Origin of the sequence: Daejeonella sp. (genome assembly GCF_044348475.1) — a bacterium.
Lineage (GTDB): Bacteria > Bacteroidota > Bacteroidia > Sphingobacteriales > Sphingobacteriaceae > Daejeonella.
Map to the genome: position 1 here is coordinate 1 of NZ_JBIKSU010000007.1, position 19,570 is coordinate 19,570.

The window sequence follows — 19,570 nt, forward strand, 5'->3', positions numbered from 1 at the left end:
TACTCAGCGCCCCACAAACTAGATCGATCATGCCGTCCATATTGGCAGCTATGCGGTGAATGGCTCCAATAAAAGCACCCTTTCCTCCACCTATCATCCCCATTCTTAGTTTTCTATTCATTTGTATCTAATAAAATGTGTTAAGCTCTGTATCATTTTCTATATCAGCTATTGGGATAAAAATATCTTTTCAAATACTTTAAACATGAAAAGAAGCCATCCTAATAACAGGCTCAATATAATAATTGAGTCCCGAAATTTAAATTCAATCCTATTTTTTTTTATTTCTTTATTGAAAATTTATAAATACTGCGGGTATTGTACAATATTCCCGGATTTAATACTGTACTCGGAAAATTAGGCTGATTCGGCGAATCCGGAAAATGTTGTGTTTCTAAACAGAACGCAGTTCTGAAATCGTCTTTTGATCCACCTTTGAATGTGTTTTTACTCTGCATGAAATTTCCACTGTAAAATTGAAGTCCAGGTTCTATCGTGAATACCTCCATAATGATCCCCGATTTATCGCCTTCAACGCTAGCTGCATGGAGCATTTGATTGCCATTTTGGTTATTTAAAACATAATTATGGTCATATCCCTTACCGTTCTTTAATTGTTCATGCTCATCTGTGATTCTTTTACCGATTGCTGAAAATTTCCTGAAGTCAAATGGAGTTTTGGTAACAGATTCATGCTTTCCTATTGGGATCAATGTTGAATCAACAGGAGTGTATAAATTTGAATTGATCTGAAGCTGGTGATTTAGAATTGTTCCTGAGCCTTCACCATTTAAATTAAAAAATGCATGATTTGTTAGATTCACAACAGTCTTTCTATCTGTCGTGGCTTCATAGCTAATTTTTAATTCATTCGAATCTGTTAGATTATAAATAACTTTTACCTTAAGATTGCCCGGATAGCCTTCCTCCATATCTTTTGACAAATAACTGAACGCGATTGATTGTTCATTTATTTGGTTGGTATCCCATACAACATCCTGAAATCCTTTCTTACCACCATGTAGCGAATTCACTCCATTGTTTATTGAAAGTGAATAGCTAGTTCCATCCAGAATGAATTTTCCTTTTGCAATTCGATTGCCATATCGTCCAATTGTTGATCCAAAATAGGGCTCAGTTGATTTTATGTATTGATCAACACTTGAAAATCCAACCACTACATCTGTTTGAACTCCATGTTGGTTGGGCACTTTCAGACTTATTATTCTTGCCCCATAATTGGTAAAGGCAGCTTCAACTCCATTTTTATTTTTTAGAATATACAGATCCGTATTTTTTCCATCAATGCTTTTTTGAAATTCTTTTTGAGATAAAACAGCTGATTTTGATATACTATCAATGCTAACTTGCGGGTTTTTTGTAGAGCTAGTAGTGCATGAAATCAGCATGCCCAGGCAAAGCATTGGCACAAGTAATTTGAAATGAAGTTTCATTACCTTATCTGGCTTTAATGTATGAGCAGTTGATCTGGTTTTAAGCGCCAAAGCAAAGCATTGATTTTAAAGTAATTTTGCTGGGATTAATTTTATGGTTCGCAGCAATGGCCTTTGTTTTATATTTTTTGGTTCAGAACTGATATAAACATACAGATTGTGTAATTTTTTGTCCATTACCTCCTTAACTGAAATTGAAGTGTTTTTCTGTAAATTTAAGCTTCCATTATCTGCATAATCACCTTTCCCGATCAATAAACCTTTTTCTGAATCCAGTCGAATTTCAATTGTATAATTTCCGGTTTGACCCTTTGAAATATTTTCAAGTTCAATATGGCTAATTCCAGATAGATCTATCTGATTTACTGAAAACCAACCATTGTTTTCTGGATAAATCAGGAATCCACTGGTTGTTGAGTCTTTTAATGCAATTCTTGTTCTTTCAGTAAGTTCACGGGCACTATATATATTGCTTCGTAAATTAACAGTAGAGGAGCTTGAAAGTGGTTTTAAACCAATTGCTCCTTGGTCGGTATAACTAGCATATAAACTAAAAATAGTATTTTCACTATCACTATTTGAGGGTGCAGGAATAATTTTCCCCTGAATTGGAAGTGTTGCTTTAGCTACCGTTTTGTTTTCTAATGATAAAACCCATTGGGCAATTTTTTTGGAATCCGAATCACTCATGGTTGGGTGGGCCGACATCGCTACTTCTCCCCAAACTCCAGCACCACCTTTAATGATCTTTGCAGCCAAATAGCTTACCGCATTTGCATCTTTCTGATATTTTGCAGAAACCTGAGTAAAGGATGGACCTATTGATTTTTTATCAACTTGATGACATGCCTGGCAATCTGATTTGAGCATTAGGGCTTGTCCTGCCTGAGTCTCGGAATAAGCCTGATGTCCAAGCGTTGAACCCGCAAGGTCTGTGCCTTTAATATAGTTATTTGCTATATAAACAGTGCTTTTATTAACTACAGCACCTTGGTCACTCACCATTACCTGATAATCAACTGGCCTTCCTGTAAAGTAGAAGCTACGATTCCCTTTCAACAGGATATCTACTTTAGGCCCTGAATTGCCTGCTGTAACTTCAATTGAACTGCTATTTGAGCTTGCCATCTGTTTATCAGTCAACTTAACGCTAATAGGATATTCACCAGCTTTTGTATACGTGTATTCAATGGATGGTTGTTTAGTAGTTTTCTTAATTCCATTGCCCAGATCCCAAACATAACTTAGTTCATCTCCATCCGGATCAACTGCGTCAACTTTAGCCACTAGTTTATAAGGCAGCAATCCACTGGTGTTTTTAATAATTAGCTTATTGATTTTTGGTGGTCGGTTACCGGCAATATAATCTATCCTGGAAATTCCAGCATCCGAATTTTTAGTGAACCATCCTTTACCATATTCCAATACATAGATTCGGCCATCAGGACCTATCTCCATATCAACCGGAGCCGCAAAAGATGTAGAAGGCATGAAATCTTCCATGCTATCATAATCGCCATTTGCTTTCATAGTAATAGGCTTGATCCAATTTCTGATCCACTCGTAAAAAAACAGTTTGTTATTGTAATAATCAGGATATCTGGTTTCTACAGGATATTGTTCATTATGATAAACCGGCCCTGCCATGGCAGTTCTTCCGCCAGTTCCAAGTTTTGGAAATTCTTGTGAAATAGCATATGGATACCAAATAAATGCTGGCTGTACTGCTGGAAGGTTTTTTAAGCCTGTATTGTTTGGAGAATTATTAATAGGTTTTTCTGGGTCAAAAGCTATACCAGCTGTCCCGGTTTTATAGTCATATGCTCTATAAGGGTAGTTTTTACCGACAAAGTATGGCCAGCCAAAAAAACCAGCATTTCTGGCCTGATTTAACTCATCATAGCCTCTTGTTCCGCGTTCCGGACTATCAGCACCTGCATCGGGCCCTACCTCTCCCCAGTAAAGATACCCGGTTTTGCTGTCAATAGATATACGATAAGGATTACGGTTGCCCATTACATAGATTTCAGGCCTTGTATTAGGTGTATTGGGTGGGAATAAATTACCTTGAGGTATTTCGTAGCTGCCATCATCCATGACCCTGATTCTCATGATTTTTCCACGAAGGTCATTGGTATTACCTGATGATCTGCCTGCATCATATTGCTCAAGTCCAGGTCTGTTGTCCATTGGACCATACCCTTTATTTACAAATTGCTGATTCGGAACATTAAATGGTGTTGTATTATCTCCTGTAGAGACATACAATAATCCATCAGGGCCGAAAGCAATAGACCCTCCTGTATGGCAACATATTTCTCGTTGAGAGGCTACATCTAAAATGACTTTTTCTGAAGAAATATCTATCTTATCATTAATGAACTTGAATCGTGAAAGGCGATTTACAGAGGGTCCTACCGGACTGTAAAAAATGTATACATAATTATTTACCTTGAAATTCGGATCTGCTGCAAGACCCAAAACTCCTTCTTCGACATTTGAGCCGTTAGTTGTAGTTATAAAATAGGTTTTTAATTCTCCAGCCTGACTAATACTTTTTGTACTTGCTTTATAAAGCATTATCTCTCCTCTACGTTGAACTAGAAGAATATCTAGATTAGGAAGAATTGCCATTTCTGTTGGTTCAAATAATGTTCCAACAGTAAGAACAGTTTTAACCAAGCGATTTTCTTCAGGTACTTTTGGTGTTGTAGCTTTTGAATAATTCAGAGGAATATTATTACCAATCGCATATTTAATGCCACCCAGAATGTGCTTCAGATATTGAGGGTCGGTATAAGATTCATTGGTATGCCCTAATCCTGTATAAAATGCTCTGCCGCCATCAAATTCATGAAACCAGGATATTGGATGATTTTCGCCATTTTTTCCACCCTGGTAACTTTTCTCATCTAAAGAAAGAAGTACTTTTACATTCGTGTTTAATTCTTTATAGTTATACCATTCATCTTTACGAATCCATTTTTCAGGAAGGTGCTTTGAAGCAATATGGGTTTTGTCAAGCACGTTTAATGTTGCTTCCTGAATTTGTGGATGACTCAGGAAATATCCGCCTGCCAATTTACCATACCATGGCCAGTCATATTCGGTATCTGCTGCAGCATGAATTCCTGCATAACCGCCTCCTGCTTGTATAAATCGCTCAAAACTTATCTGCTGAGGACTATTTAATACATTGCCAGTGGTGTTTAGGAAAATTACAGCAGCGTATTTTTTCAGTGAATCTTCAGTGAAGTAATTTTCATCCTCGGTGGTATCAACTAGGAACCCATTTTCTTTTCCTAGTTTTAGAAGTGCGAGTTTTCCAGCATTGATTGATTCATGACGATATCCTGCTGTTTTACTAAAAACAAGTATCCTGGGTTTAACAATCTGTTTCAAGTTATTGAAAGCAAATAAGGAAAGTAAGATGATAACTGCCGGTATTAGTTTTGTTTTATTTATCATTTTTATGAATTGATTGTCTTAAATCTTTTTTTAGTTTATTCCATTTAATATTTATCTCAAACAGGCAAGGTACATCCTTATAAAATAACGCTATAATGAGCTGTGTCCTGATTCTTTTTTTAACTTATCAATATTCACTAATGAAATATAAATGAGTATGAATATTAAAAATAAAAATATACATTTATTTAAACAAACTACTAGAAATTACGCGATTAAAAATCTGATTTCTCAGTTTGTTTTTTTGATGATCTATTATAAAAGATGCTTTGAATGGAATAAAAATCAATCTGATTAGTTTTATTCTAACTATTTTTTTTGCTTTTTTCCCTCTTTAAATTGAAAACAATAAATTAATGAAATGTGAATTTAGTTATGCCTGAAAAAAAATATAGATGCTTGCTGTGCATATAGCAGCTTAGTTCTATTTTTAATTAAATGAATCAAGGCAAAAAAACATGCAAATAGACAGGTAGAGTAGATCTATCACTACTAATTATGATAAATTTAAACAGAAATCGCAGGCAAGCTTTGAAAAATATTTTAACCGGAACTGCACTAATGGGTACAGCAGGTTCGCTTTCTTCTTTCAAAATGAATAATAACTTTCAAGCCTTAAAAGGAAATATCAATCATTCTGTTTGTCGTTGGTGCTTTAATTCGCTAAGTATTGATGAGCTGTGTAAATTGGCCAAGGAAATTGGCCTTCAGGGAATTGACCTAGTTGGGCCAAAAGACTGGCCGATTTTGCAAAAGCATGGTTTGCAATCTACAATGTGTAATGGAGCTGAAATAAATTTGGTGGATGGTTGGAACAATAAAATGAATCATGCAGTTCTTATAAAAAACTATCGGGAAATGATTCCTAAGGTTGCAAAGGCAGGGTATAAGAATTTAATCTGCTTTAGCGGGAACAGAAATGGCCTGGATGATGAAACTGGATTAAATAATTGTGCTGAAGGCTTAATGCAGATCATTTCTCTGGCTGAAGAGCATCATGTTACCCTGGTAATGGAATTATTGAATAGCAAAATTGATCACAAAGATTATCAATGTGATAAAACCAGTTGGGGAGTTAAACTCGCAAAAATGATAGACTCTGATAATTTCAAACTTTTGTATGATATTTATCATATGCAGATTGATGAGGGCGATGTGATTAGGACGATCAAAGAAAATCATCACTATATAGCACATTATCATACAGCTGGAGTGCCTGGTAGGAATGAGATCGATGATACCCAGGAATTAAATTATCCTGCAATTATGAAAGCTATTCAATCAACAGGTTTTAAAGGTTATGTAGCACAGGAGTTTATTCCGCTTCATGCTGATAAAGCGGGCTCGCTCAGGGCAGCTGTACAGATTTGTGATGTTTAAGATTTAAGAATGACTACAGAATAAAAAAAATATATGGCTGATAATATCTATGATGCAATAGTCATCGGTTCAGGAATTAGTGGAGGTTGGGCTGCTAAAGAGCTAACTGAAAAGGGACTGAAAACAATTATGCTTGAACGTGGAAGAAACATTGAGCATATTAAGGATTATGTAAGTGCTACGAAAAATCCTTGGGAGTTTCCTCATCGAGGCGGTCGTACCCAGGAGATGATTGGTAATTACCCGGTTCTAAAGAGAGACTACGCTCTAAATGAAAAAAACCTTGATTTTTGGGCTAATGAAAAAGATAGCCCCTATTCAGAGGTTAAACGTTTTGATTGGTACAGAGGCTACCAAGTTGGTGGGCGGTCATTAATGTGGGGGCGTCAGAGCTATCGATTAAGTGAAATGGATTTTGAGGCAAATGCTAAAGAGGGAATAGCCGTTGACTGGCCAATAAGGTATAAAGATCTTGAAAAATGGTATGGACACGTGGAGCGGTTTGCCGGAATAAGTGGATCTAGAAACGGGTTGCCGCAATTGCCTGATGGCGATTTTCTTCCGCCTATGGAAATGAACGTAGTTGAAAAAGCAGTTGCTGCTCGTATCAAAGATCATTATAAAGAAAGTAGACATATGCTCATCGGTCGGGCAGCGAATCTTACTAAAGCTATTCAAGGCCGAACAAATTGCCAGTTTCGTAGTAAATGCTGGTTGGGTTGTCCTTTTGGAGGGTATTTCAGTACTCAGTCTTCAACGCTTCCGGCAGCTGTTGCAACTGGGAATTTGACACTTCGTCCTTTCTCAATTGTGACAAAGATCCTTTATGATAAGGATACTAAAAAGGCTACTGGGGTAGAGGTTCTAGATGCAGAAACCAACCAAACTTATGAATATTTTGCTAAAGTTATTTTTCTAAATGCCTCTACTTTAAACTCAACATGGGTTTTGATGAACTCAGCAACTGATGTTTGGGAAGGTGGACTAGGGAGCAGTAGTGGTGAATTAGGCCATAACCTTATGGACCATCACTTCCGATTAGGGGCATCTGGAAGGATGGAAGGGTTTGACGATAAATATGTATACGGTCGTAGGCCGAATGGTATTTATATCCCTCGTTTCAGAAATCTGGGTAATGAAAAACGCGATTATCTTCGTGGGTTTGGTTATCAGGGTGGAGCAAGCAGAGAAGGTTGGGGTCGTAATGTTGCAGAGCTAAGTATTGGTGGCGACTTCAAAGATGCTTTATGCGAACCGGGAGGCTGGACAATGGGAATTACCGCTTTTGGTGAAACTCTTCCATACCACGAAAATAAAGTTACACTAGATAAAACTAAGAAAGATAAATGGGGGCTCAATATCCTTTCAATTGATGCAGAAATTAAGCAGAATGAAATCAATATGAGGAAGGATATGATGGCAGATGGACAAGAAATGCTGGAGATGGCTGGTTTAAAGGATGTGAAAACATTCGATACCGGTTATACTCTTGGTATGGGAATTCATGAAATGGGTACAGCACGAATGGGTCTAGATCCAAAAACCTCGGTACTTAATAAGTTTAATCAGGTTTGGGATGCGACCAATGTATACGTTACAGATGGATCAGCTATGACCTCGGCGGCATGTCAAAATCCATCATTAACCTATATGGCAATGACTGCCCGTGCTGTTGATCATGCCTTTACCGAGTTGAAAAAAGGAACTATTTAATTCATGATTTTATGAACAGAAGAGAAGCAATATCACAGGTTAGCTGGATACTGGGCGGTACCATTATCGGTTCAAGTATTTTTCTTGAGTATGGATGTAAATCAAGCCCTGAACAGAAATTATTATTTTTTGATCAAAAGACAATTGACCTACTCAATGAGATAGGCGAAACTATTTTGCCTCAAACTAGTACTCCTGGCGCTAAAGAAGCAAATGTTGGTCAATTCATGGATATGATGGTCAATGATTGCTATACCAAAGAACATCAGGAGATTTTTTTAGAGGGTATTAAAACCCTAGATAGGGATTGTAAAACTAAAACTGGTAACGTATTTATGGATAGTAGTGCTCAGGAGCGAACAAGCTTCCTGACAGCCCTTGATACTCAGCAAAAGGCTTATATGGACACGAAGAAGGCAGAAGAGCCACCGCATTATTTCAGAATGATGAAGGAACTTACCCTTTTGGGATTCTTTACTTCAGAAATAGGATCTACAAAAGCACTTCGATATGTGGAAACTCCGGGCAGCTTTGATGGTGATGTACCTTATAAAAAAGGTGATCGTGCCTGGGCAAATGCTTAAAAACTAATTGTTTATATTCAAAGAAAAACTTTTATGAAGGGAAAAACTAATTCAAGAAGAGATTTTGTTAAAACTGCTTCACTTGCAGCGGCTGGTTTTATGATTGTGCCGCGCCATGTGTTGGGAGGTAAAGGATTTATTGCACCCAGTGATCGCCTGATTGTTGCCGGAGTTGGTGCTGGTGGAAAGGGTGAAAGTGATCTTACAGGTTTTGTGAGTGGTGGCAAAGCTGATATCGGATTTTTATGCGATGTTGACGACAGGCGCGCTGCAAAATCAATACAACGATTCCCAAAAGCCAAATATTATAAAGATTGGCGCGAGATGTTTGATAAGGAGTCAAAAAACTTTGATGCGGTTTCTGTATCCACTCCAGATCATAACCATGCTATAGTTACTCTTTCGGCCATGCAGTTAAAAAAGCATGTATATGTTCAAAAACCTCTAACTCATGATATTTATGAGGCTCGAATTTTAACAGAAGCGGCGGTTAGATATAAAGTTGTAACCCAAATGGGAAACCAGGGTTCATCAAGTGATGGTTCACGTAAACTAATGGAATGGTATAATGCCGGAATAATCGGCGATGTGCATACCGTTTATTGCTGGACTGACAGGCCAGTATGGCCACAGGGTGTTCCATGGCCATCAACAAAAACTGATATACCAAAGGAATTAGACTGGGACTTGTGGTTGGGAACAGCACCACAAACAAATTATATTGATAAGCTCGTTCCATTTAATTGGCGCGGATGGTGGGATTATGGAACAGGTGCACTCGGCGATATGGGCTGTCACCTGGTTGATGCACCTTTCAGAGTCTTAGGGTTAAATTATCCTACAGATGTAGAATGCAGTGTTGGAAGTGTTTATGTAGATTCATTTAAACGGGGATATTTCCCTGAAAGTTGTCCTCCTTCTTCTCATGTTATTATGAATTTTAATTCATCAAAACAGAATAATGCACCAGTAAAAATGCATTGGATGGATGGTGGAATTCAACCGGAACGGCCGCAGGAACTTGGTCCAGATGAGATTTTTGGTGATGGAGGTAATGGAGTATTATTTATCGGCACAAAAGGAAAAATGCTGTGTGATACCTATGGTAAAAATCCAAGGTTATTGCCGCTTTCTAGAAATGCTGAAGTTAATGTTCCTTCCACTATTCCATTGGTGCCTGGTCAGGAAGCCGGACATTATACCCAATGGGTAGACGCTGCCATTGCAGGATATGGAAAAATGGAAGTGAGTTCTGATTTCTCGGTTGCAGGACCTCTAACTGAAGCCTTATTGATGGGAAATCTTGCTATCCGTGGTTTTGATATCAGAAAAGCTAATGCTGCTGGAAATGGATTTACTTATCCTGGCAGGTATAAAAAATTACTCTGGGATGGACCAAATATGCGAATTACTAATTTTGATGAAGCGAACCAGTTTGTGAAAAGACAGTACCGCTCTGGTTGGACATTAGGAATGTAGTTTTAATTGATAATTATCTCTGCGTTTTAATTGTAAAGCAGAAATCAGCTCAATAGACAGCTGATAATTATATTCATCCGATGATATATCTGGGTATACAGCCTGGCTATTCATCGGATGTTTAGTTTAAGCTTTATTGCTTTAAGAATACTTAGCTAAACAGTTTTATCTCCAGGTGCCTTTTCACTACTAAATCGGCCTTAAGCCATAATATTAGCTCTGCACCAATAAATTACATCCTCTGATATCGCTATTATCATATCTTCCCAAAATTTCAAAGCTGCCATCATGAAATGTTCGGCCAAGATCTTGAGTAGCCAAAAAAGAGCAGGAATTGATATTTGCTAGGTCAATAATATTGATGCCACCTGTTTGCTCATGAGCTAATAAGCTGAGCGGATCATTTGTATCCCGGGTAATGACCTTCATCCATGGCGGGCAGTGAAAAATGCCTCCGCCCTTTGAATAGGCTTGTGATAATAATTCGGTCATTCCATATTCAGAATGTATCACGGGTACCCCAAATCCTTTGCAGAGTATTTGATGGAGCTCAGTTCTAAGTATTTCCTTTCTTTTACCTTTCATTCCGCCAGTCTCCATAACAGTTAGTTCAGGAAATTCAATCGAATGGCTATCTACAAAATCAAGCAATGCATAGGTAACACCGATAAGAAGAGTAGGTATTTTACTTTCCTTGAGCTCAGTAAGTGTATCGTGTAATGATTGATGGTCGTACAAAAAATAGCCACTCTTTAACTGATTGCTAAGTCCAATAAAATCATTAACCATATAAATAAGCGAGGAACCCTCACGTTCCTGATAGGATGGGAGTAGAGCCAGAATAGCGTATTTGCCAATATCACCATAAAATAATTGAAATGCTTTTCTATAGCTTTCAATGTAAACTGAGATATCTTTTACCAGATGTTGACTTTGAGCCATTCCGCTTGTGCCTGAACTGCTGAAAATTTCATCAGCAACTGCTGAATCACAACTAATTGTCTGACTTTTGAAAAACTCAATGGGTAAATAGGGGATACTTTTATAGTCTTTTACCAGGTCTAGGTTAATGCCAAGATTGGCAACAAACCGGCCATAAACTTGGCAATGTTGTACCTGATAGTTAAAAACCTCAAGTGATATTGCTTCAAATTCCTGATCATTAGAAATAGAAAAAATACGATCGGTATCTATATAATCCACGATCAAAGATACGAATCCTTTTTTAGGCTGTTGGTTATAGGTTATTTGAAATTAAGATTATGGGAATATAGTATTGAACTCTACTATGAGATTATCGCTTTTGATAATACTTGATCTCTAATCAATACTAGTATAATTTCTTGATTCTTGTTATTCCTGTCATTGCATCCTTTGCATAGAATCCTGCTAGGGCAGAAAATCCAGAAGCAAGCCCTCCAATTATTCCAGTTAGCAATAAAACGATTATCCAGTTCATTGAACTATCAGGAAGATTTAACATGGTTCCAACACGGTTAGCTAAAATATTTTCATTTGGAATAGTATGAACTAAACCAGCCACAATCCACACTACAAAGATGGCAAAGAAGGCCGAACCAAAAGCATTCTTGCCAGAGCTTGCTTTCCACATTGCCAGCCCAAATGCAACCGGTGCAATGATCCACCAGGGTAAGAAGAGTTGTAAGATCAGGGAGATTACTGCAATAAGTAGGAATAACATGATTTTAAATATTAAGCGTTTAATTGTAATTTAAATTTCTTGTAGGGTATTGACCTAAATCTTAGTGATGAGTGAATTTCCAGGTAGATATAATCCGGTCAGATTTTTCATTTTTTGCTTTTAGGAAAACTAATTCGTTCAATTTACCTTCTGACCAGGTATCTACCATGTCATCGTAATAAAAACTTCCTGGATTCCCCGATTCTCCACCCGGGAAAACACCATAGGCTTTAACATTTTTGCCCAGGGCAACAATCATTCTCCATGAAGGGCCATTATTTTCGCTAACAGCATTCACTGAAGTTTTAGATCCGCCATTATTTAAGAATTTAGATCCGAATCCAGCTATTTTAGCGAGATGCGGAACATTGGTATGCTTTAAATTGCCCCATGCCCAATCTTTATTCATCGGTCCAAACTTACGGTTTAAACTATCGACGGCAAATTTAAACGCTGCATTGACAACATCCGAGCGGGTTTCTTTTTTAGCTGTTTTAACATTATCATACCATACGGCATCTGGTTCATTAATAAGCATCTCTACATTTCTGTCGCGAGAGGGGAATCTCATTGGAGTTTTTGGATCTCCAAAATCATCCTGCCATATTTGTATGGCCAAATTTTTATGCCATAGTTCAAAAATACTAGCACCAATTTCACCGGCATCGAAAAAATTATTCCATTTGCTAACGATATTAAAGGCTTCGCGTTGGCTCGCATTTAATTTCTCAGCATCTACCAGACTTTTTAATGTTGGCATAATATTCTCGGCAAGAATGCTGTAATTGTCATTTTGTAAATTCTGAATGCTGTCAATATTTGCCTGAGTCATTACAGAAAGTCGATTATTTATTCTGTGCGAGCGTTCATAGCCTGAATACTCCCAGTTGATGTAATAAGGGTAACTTGGGTCATTAGGAAATTGGTTTGCAGAACTTACAAAATTTCTTGAAGGATTCTTTATTGTAGGATTGTGTTCTGCCGGAATTCTTCCTTGCCAGTCATTTGCCGGATCTGTTCCATCAAGCAAGAATTTACCTTGGCCACGCCATTTAAGTGGCAGATAACCATTTGGAGTAATGGCAATATCATTTTCGGTGCTGGCAAATATGAAATTTTGTGCAGGTGCTGAGTAATAAGTTAGTGCCTTTCTGTAGTCAGTATAATTTTTTGCGCGATTAAGCATGAAAAATGTTCGGGTATCATTTGAGCCATCATGAGCAATCCACCTGAGCGCATGTCCGGTGGGAATGTTATTGATTTTGGAAAAATTATCCGGACGCTGTTGGCTGGTATATACTACCGGGCCATGATGAGTGTAAAATACGGTATCAGTTAGTGTGCTGCCTCCATTAACTTTGATTGTTTCTATTCTGAGTTTCACGGTATTCCATTTATTGTTATACCAGTACTCCTTTTTTGAAGCATCCTTAAATTTAATAGAATACCAGTCTAGAACATCTGCTCCAACATTGGTAACTCCCCAAGCTACATCCTGATTAAATCCAATGATAATACCCGGAGCACCAGGAATGGAAACTCCACAAGAATTCATGTCTTTAGAGGCTAATTGTATTTGATACCAAATAGAAGGTAGTGTGAGGTCAAGATGGGGGTCATTTGCCAGAATTGGGAAACCACTAGCAGATTTTTGGCCGCTAATTGCCCAATTATTGCTACCTATTCCTTCTTCTATTTCTTTTGTTTTTATATTAAATGCAGTTTTGTCTGTTAAGTTAGCTTTAGGAACTTCAGGAATTTTTATCGGGTCAAAGTTCCATTTGGTTCCAACAGGAATGATTGGGTCTTCTCTGAAAGGATAATCCGGAAACAGATTTTTAGTTATTTCAGGACCATACTTATTCAGAATATTATTCATGTAAAACTCATTAGATCCACCTGCAAGGGTAGCAGACATCAATTTTAACAGGAGTGCTGAATTTAGTGCTTGCCAATCTTCAGGTGCATAATCCAACAGTTTAAATTCAAATGGATAATCACCAGGCTTAAGTGAATGGATATACGCATTGATACCAGCAGTATATGCATCCATAGTTTCTTTGATCTCCGGATCATTACTCATGGCCTTTATCATATTCTCAGCACCAAAGGTCATTCCCATTCTGCGCTGATAACGGTCCAATTCAATTGCTTTAGGGCCAACAACCTCCGAAAGGCGTCCAGATGCAAAGCGGGTTTGAAAATCCATTTGCCATAATCTGTCTTTTGCAGTAATATAACCCTGGGCAAAATAGAGGTCATGGTTATTATCTGCAAAAATATGCGGGACCATTTGGTCATCGAACCGAATCTCAACAGTACCCTTCAAGCCCTTAATATTTAGTTCTTTTTCCGGATTTTGTTTTTTGCTTTCAGCATTTTTCCAGAATCCTTGAAAAGGGTCGAGGAATTTAGCCAGAGGAGGTATATCGCCAAATTTAGTATTCAATACAATGATCAATACAAGTGCAAAAAGTCCGGTCAAGACTGATTTAATTAGTTTCATAAAATTTAATAAAGCTTAAATATCCTAAAAAATAATGTGTTTTTCAAAATATTGTTTGTTAGTCGATATTTTAGTCAGGAGTAATTTTCTTGGTTTAGAGGTATTTAATGCCATAATTTTACTATGCATGCATAATTAAAATTAAAATCATCTTGTTTCAATTAAAATATTGCATTAGTTTTATTAATTATTTAAAAAATAACCAAAAATAAAACCGAGAATTATGAATAAAACATTTACTCGTTTAGCCTGTATTTTATTAGTACTTATTGGTACTATAAACATCGGATTTGCTCAGAATATAAGCATATCTGGAAAAGTAACCGATAAATTAACGAATGAAACATTGCCAGGCGTAGCCATCAAAGTGAAGGGCAAAACAATTGGAACATCTACAAATTCTGAAGGTAGATTCAATCTAAGTTTTTCAGAAAAAACACCATTAACAATTGTAATCACTTATATCGGTTACAAGACCATTGAACAAGAGATTGCCGGTTCAGTATCTAATTTAGAGATCAAAATGGAATCTCAGTCGATCCTTGGTCAGGAAGTGGTAGTAGCCGCTTCACGTACTCCAGAGCGAATATTGGAGTCGCCGGTATCAATTGAGCGTTTCGGACTTGCAGCAATTCGTGAAACAGCCGCTGTATCATTTTATGATGCACTCAATAATTTGAAGGGTGTTGAAATGAGTGCTCAAAGTTTGACATTCAAATCTATTAATACAAGAGGTTTCAATTCAAATGGTAATACCAGATTTAATCAATACATAGACGGTATGGATAATCAGGCACCAGGCTTGAACTTTTCTGTTGGAAACATTATTGGTATTTCAGAACTTGACCTTGATAATGTAGAGCTATTGCCAGGTGCTTCATCTGCTTTATATGGTGCGGGTGGTATTAACGGTACTATGCTGATGAGTTCAAAAGATCCTTTTACTACGCCAGGAGTTAGTTTCTCAATTAAAAATGGACTAAGTCATGTGAGTGATCCATTGCAACCAGCAGCTCCTTTTAAAGAAGCAGCAGTTAGGGTTGCAAAAGCATGGAATAAATTTGCCTTTAAAACTACACTCTCTTTTTTAGAAGCAGATGATTGGCAGGCAGCAAACTACTCTAATTTTGACCGCACTTCACGTACTGTGAAATCAGGTGATAGAAATTCTGATCCGAATTTTGATGGTGTAAACGTATATGGTGATGAAGTAAATTCAAATATGCGTAACATAGCTAACTCAGTTCAATCAGCAACCAATGCTGGAGTAGCAGCAGCTACAGGTGGAGCAATTCCGAATGTAATTGGAATGATCAATGCTTCTCTTCCTCCAAACGCCACACCCGCTCAGATAGGCGGATTTTTAGGTAATTTCCCAGCAGCTTTGAGGCCTACAATTCAAAATGTTTTGCCTTTTAACTTTGGTTTACGTGCTGGATTGATACCTGATCAATTAGTTTCTCGTACAGGTTATAATGAACAAAATTTAGTTGATTACAATGCCAAGTCTATAAAAACATCTACTTCATTGCATTATAAATTAAGTAATACCGTTCAGGCTGTTTTGCAAGCAAACTGGGGTACTGGTACCACCGTTTACACTGGTTCTGACCGTTATTCTATACGTAATTTTAGTATAGGGCAATATAAACTTGAAGTGAAGGGACAAGACTTCATGGTACGTGGTTACACTACTCAGGAGCGTTCAGGAGATTCATATATTTCTTCTATACTTGGTAGTTACATCAATGAAGCCTCCAAAGCAAGTACTGCCTGGTTCCCTCAATATGTTGGTAATTATGTAGGTGCTCGCGCTGCAGGTGCTCCTGATGCTCAGGCTCATTCATTGGCTCGTACAGCAGCAGATGTTGGTAGATTTTTGCCTGGAAGTCCTCAGTTTGAATCTGCGAAAAACACCATTATGAATACCAATATCAGTTCTGGTTTAGGTGCACGATTCAATGATAAATCAAACCTTTACCATTATGAAGGTATGTATAATCTAACTGGTGCTTTGAAAGAAGCCTTTGAACTTCAGGTTGGAGCTTCATATAGAAGATATGATTTGAATTCTGGAGGTACTATTTTCGATGACCTTAACCGTGAAATTGATATCGATGAATATGGTGCTTTTGTTCAAATGGGTAAAAAATTGTCTGATGCATTTAAGTTAAGTTTCTCTGGTCGTTATGATAAAAACGAGAATTTTGATGGTCGTTTTACTCCAAGACTTACAGGAGTTTACACAGTAGCGCCAAATAATAATATCAGATTATCTTATCAAACAGGTTATCGTAACCCAACAACACAGAATCAATTTATCGACCTTTCAGTTGGTGGTGGTTCAACACGTTTAATTGGTGGTTTGCCTTCAAGTTTGGTGAAATATAATTTATATGGAAACAAGCCATTTACTGATGTGAGTTACCGTAATTTCTTAGCTTCTGCATCAGCAGGTGCTGCAAATCCTGCTTTACTTAAAACGTATTCATTCACCGAAGGTGGAGTAAAGCCAGAGAGTGTAAAAGCTTACGAATTGGGTTATAAAGGTTTATTAGGAAGCAAAGTTTTGCTTGATGCTTACGGATATTATAATACCTACAGTGATTTCATTACATCTGTAGAGGTATTCCAGCAAAGTGGAACTACTTTTACAAAGTTTGGTGTTCCGGTTAATGCAGAGGGTAATGTAACTTCTTATGGTACTGCTCTTGGAATTGATTATTTGATGGGAAAGTATAACCTAAGCGGAAATATTTCTTACAATAATATCGGTGATATCCCTGTTACTTATGTGAATGATTTTAATACTCCAAAAGTTCGTTATAATTTAGGTATCAGCAATCGCAACGTTGTTAAGAATGTGGGTATGAACGTTTCTTACCGCTGGCAGGATTCATTCTACTGGAATTCATCATTTGCATCTGGCGCGGTTCCTTCATTCGGAACTGTTGATGCACAGGTTAACTTGAAAATTCCTTCTGTTAATGGAATGATCAAAATCGGTGCTTCAGATCTTCTGAATAAATACTATGTAACCTCTTATGGAAATCCTGAGATGGGTGGTATGTACTATGTTGGATTTACCTTTAACCAATAATTTTAAAAAAAAATCATCTTATTTGAGATAAAAAGCTGATTTTTTAAATGTGTACAAATCCCGCTCCGGTTTACGGAGCGGGATTTGTTGTTAATTAGCTATGGTATTTTCGCTACAATTTTATCCATCATCTTCATTACGATAAGCGCATCGGCACCTGAACATGGATTTGGCCCCTTATCCAGAAAATAATTAACTACTTGTTCAATCATAGGCTGCTGAACATGTTGTAAATGCTCAAATGTAATAGATTTAGTTTCTTTGTTCAGGCTAAGTTCACAGAAGTCGCTGAAAACACCAAATCGCAATATGCCTTTTGCTCCCTTAATTTCACAAAGGTCTTCTTCATTTTCTTTTTTTACATCAAAATTCCATAAACCTTTAAACAAAATATTGTTTTGGAATCCAATATCAGCACTGACATAATCGTCGGCATGATAATTTTTGCTTTTGTTGAGTGCCTGACCATATATGCTAGTGGGTTCTCCAAAAAAGTAAAGCATCAGGTCAAGCTGATGGGGTGCAAGATCATGGAAAAGACCACCGCCAGAAATGGCAGGGTTTACTCTCCATGTTTCTGCTAAACCAGGTGAAGGGCTCATTGCCATTTTCATGTCTACTGAGTTTATTTCGCCCAGTATTTTTTCATCAATGATTCGTTTAATTTCAATGAATCGAGGTTGTGCTCTGCGGTAATGGGCTACACTTAGTTTGCAATTAAATTTATCAGCTGCCTCCTGCATTCTTTGAGATTCGATTGAGTTTAATGCCATTGGCTTTTCCACGTAAACTGGCTTACCTGCCATGAATGCAGCCAGTGTATAGGCTTCATGAGAATCTGGAGGGGTAGCAATATAAATTGCATTGACTTCAGTGTCTTGTATCAATGATTCAGCATCTGAATACCATTTTTTAACATGATGTCTGTTGGCATAGTCTTCAGCCTTAAGTTTGTCGCGACGCATAACGGCTGCCAGGCTGGAGTTTGGAACTTTATTGAATGCTGGTCCGCTTTTTACTTCATTCACGTTACCGCAGCCAATGATTCCCCAGATTATTTTTTTCATTTTATGAATTTAACCTTTCTTATACATCCGAAAATAGAAATTATTATTCGTAAAAAAACCCTGTTCCGAAATTGAAACAGGGTTCAGGTAGCATAAAACTTTTTACGTATTATTTTTTAGTTTACTGTTCCGATATGCTGAACAAGGTCAATCAGTTTGTTCGAATAACCCCATTCGTTATCATACCAGGCTACAACTTTTACGAAATGATCATTCAAAGCAATACCTGCTTTAGCATCAAAAATAGACGTACGTGCATCACCCAAGAAATCGGTTGATACAACTTCATCTTCAGTATATCCTAAAATTCCTTTTAGTTCACCTTCTGATGCGTCTTTCATGGCTTTTTTAATGTCCTCATAGCTTGCTGCTTTTTCTAAACGTACAGTAAGATCAACTACTGAAACATCTGCAGTTGGAACACGGAAAGCCATTCCGGTAAGCTTTCCTTTTAATTGAGGTATAACAAGGGTAACAGCTTTGGCAGCGCCAGTTGATGAAGGGATAATGTTTTGGTAAGCACCTCTGCCACCTCTCCAGTCTTTTGCTGAAGGCCCATCAACTGTTTTTTGAGTGGCTGTTGCCGCATGAACAGTTGTCATTAATCCTTCTGCGATACCAAACTTGTCGTTTAATACTTTTGCAAGTGGAGCTAGGCAATTGGTAGTACATGATGCATTCGAAACAATTGTTTGATCTGCAGTCAGATCCTTATGATTTACGCCCATTACAAATGTTGGGGTATCATCTTTGGCCGGTGCAGATAGAACCACTTTTTTAGCTCCGGCCTGAATATGTTTTTGAGCATCAGCCTGAGTTAAAAATAGACCGGTTGATTCAATGATTACTTCAGCACCAACTTCGTTCCATTTAAGGTTTGCAGGATCTCTTTCTGCAGATACACGAATAGTTTTTCCATTGACAACTAAATTTCCATTTTCAACTTCAACAGTTCCTTTGAACTTGCCATGGGTTGAATCATATTTTAACATGTAAGCCATGTAATCTGGTTCAACAAGATCGTTAATACCAACTACTTCAACTCCGTCTCTTTCAATTGCTGCTCTGAAAGCTAAACGTCCTATGCGGCCAAAACCATTTATTCCAATTTTCATTT

The 19,570-nt window shown here is 37.5% G+C and carries 12 protein-coding genes and 1 pseudogene; 5 read left to right on the forward strand and 8 right to left on the reverse strand.

Annotation, left to right across the window (positions count from 1 at the left end):
- From ACIQZ6_RS03365 to ACIQZ6_RS03375, 3 genes and pseudogenes are all read right to left on the reverse strand, one after another.
- Positions 1–121: pseudogene (locus ACIQZ6_RS03365) on the reverse strand (gfo/Idh/MocA family oxidoreductase); the annotation flags it as partial.
- Positions 122–281: 160 nt separating this feature from the next.
- On the reverse strand, positions 282–1,454 hold the full coding sequence (locus tag ACIQZ6_RS03370) for an aldose epimerase family protein (protein ID WP_395808199.1): 1,173 nt from the start codon (positions 1,452–1,454) through the stop codon (positions 282–284).
- Between the two features lie 66 nt (positions 1,455–1,520).
- Positions 1,521–4,922 carry a ThuA domain-containing protein gene (locus tag ACIQZ6_RS03375; protein ID WP_395808201.1) on the reverse strand — a complete coding sequence of 1,134 codons (3,402 nt, stop codon included), beginning with the start codon at positions 4,920–4,922 and terminating at the stop codon, positions 1,521–1,523.
- Positions 4,923–5,420: 498 nt separating this feature from the next.
- Here ACIQZ6_RS03375 and ACIQZ6_RS03380 point away from each other — a divergent pair, with 498 nt between their 5' ends.
- Genes ACIQZ6_RS03380 through ACIQZ6_RS03395 form a run of 4 tightly spaced genes read left to right on the forward strand, consistent with a single transcriptional unit; the run spans position 5,421 to position 10,078 of the window.
- Positions 5,421–6,302 carry a hydroxypyruvate isomerase family protein gene (locus tag ACIQZ6_RS03380; protein WP_395808203.1) on the forward strand — a complete coding sequence of 294 codons (882 nt, stop codon included), beginning with the start codon at positions 5,421–5,423 and terminating at the stop codon, positions 6,300–6,302.
- 33 nt (positions 6,303–6,335) lie between these two features.
- Positions 6,336–8,015 carry a GMC oxidoreductase gene (locus ACIQZ6_RS03385; RefSeq protein ID WP_395808205.1) on the forward strand — a complete coding sequence of 560 codons (1,680 nt, stop codon included), beginning with the start codon at positions 6,336–6,338 and terminating at the stop codon, positions 8,013–8,015.
- 11 nt (positions 8,016–8,026) lie between these two features.
- Positions 8,027–8,599: a gluconate 2-dehydrogenase subunit 3 family protein gene (locus ACIQZ6_RS03390; protein WP_395808207.1), complete on the forward strand. Its 573-nt coding sequence runs from the start codon at positions 8,027–8,029 to the stop codon at positions 8,597–8,599.
- A gap of 33 nt (positions 8,600–8,632) precedes the next feature.
- On the forward strand, positions 8,633–10,078 hold the full coding sequence (locus ACIQZ6_RS03395; protein WP_395808209.1) for a Gfo/Idh/MocA family protein: 1,446 nt from the start codon (positions 8,633–8,635) through the stop codon (positions 10,076–10,078).
- Between the two features lie 213 nt (positions 10,079–10,291).
- On the opposite strand, the gene ACIQZ6_RS03400 is transcribed toward ACIQZ6_RS03395, so the two are convergent.
- The 3 genes from ACIQZ6_RS03400 to ACIQZ6_RS03410 form a co-directional block, all read right to left on the reverse strand.
- Complete coding sequence (locus ACIQZ6_RS03400; protein ID WP_395808308.1) at positions 10,292–11,272, reverse strand: acyl transferase; 981 nt, start codon at positions 11,270–11,272, stop codon at positions 10,292–10,294.
- Positions 11,273–11,408: 136 nt separating this feature from the next.
- The gene (locus ACIQZ6_RS03405) at positions 11,409–11,780 is read right to left on the reverse strand and encodes a hypothetical protein (protein WP_395808211.1); all 372 of its coding nucleotides are present in this window, start codon (positions 11,778–11,780) and stop codon (positions 11,409–11,411) included.
- 61 nt (positions 11,781–11,841) lie between these two features.
- Entirely contained in the window at positions 11,842–14,286 is a 2,445-nt protein-coding gene (locus ACIQZ6_RS03410) for a penicillin acylase family protein (protein ID WP_395808213.1), read from the reverse strand.
- Positions 14,287–14,509: 223 nt separating this feature from the next.
- Between ACIQZ6_RS03410 and ACIQZ6_RS03415 the strand changes: the two genes are divergently transcribed.
- Positions 14,510–17,386 carry a TonB-dependent receptor gene (locus tag ACIQZ6_RS03415; protein WP_395808215.1) on the forward strand — a complete coding sequence of 959 codons (2,877 nt, stop codon included), beginning with the start codon at positions 14,510–14,512 and terminating at the stop codon, positions 17,384–17,386.
- Between the two features lie 98 nt (positions 17,387–17,484).
- Here the strand turns inward: ACIQZ6_RS03415 and ACIQZ6_RS03420 are convergent, their stop codons facing one another.
- Complete coding sequence (locus ACIQZ6_RS03420) at positions 17,485–18,453, reverse strand: Gfo/Idh/MocA family protein (protein WP_395808217.1); 969 nt, start codon at positions 18,451–18,453, stop codon at positions 17,485–17,487.
- 116 nt (positions 18,454–18,569) lie between these two features.
- Entirely contained in the window at positions 18,570–19,568 is a 999-nt protein-coding gene (gap, locus tag ACIQZ6_RS03425; protein ID WP_395808219.1) for a type I glyceraldehyde-3-phosphate dehydrogenase, read from the reverse strand.
- Positions 19,569–19,570: the final 2 nt, after the last annotated feature.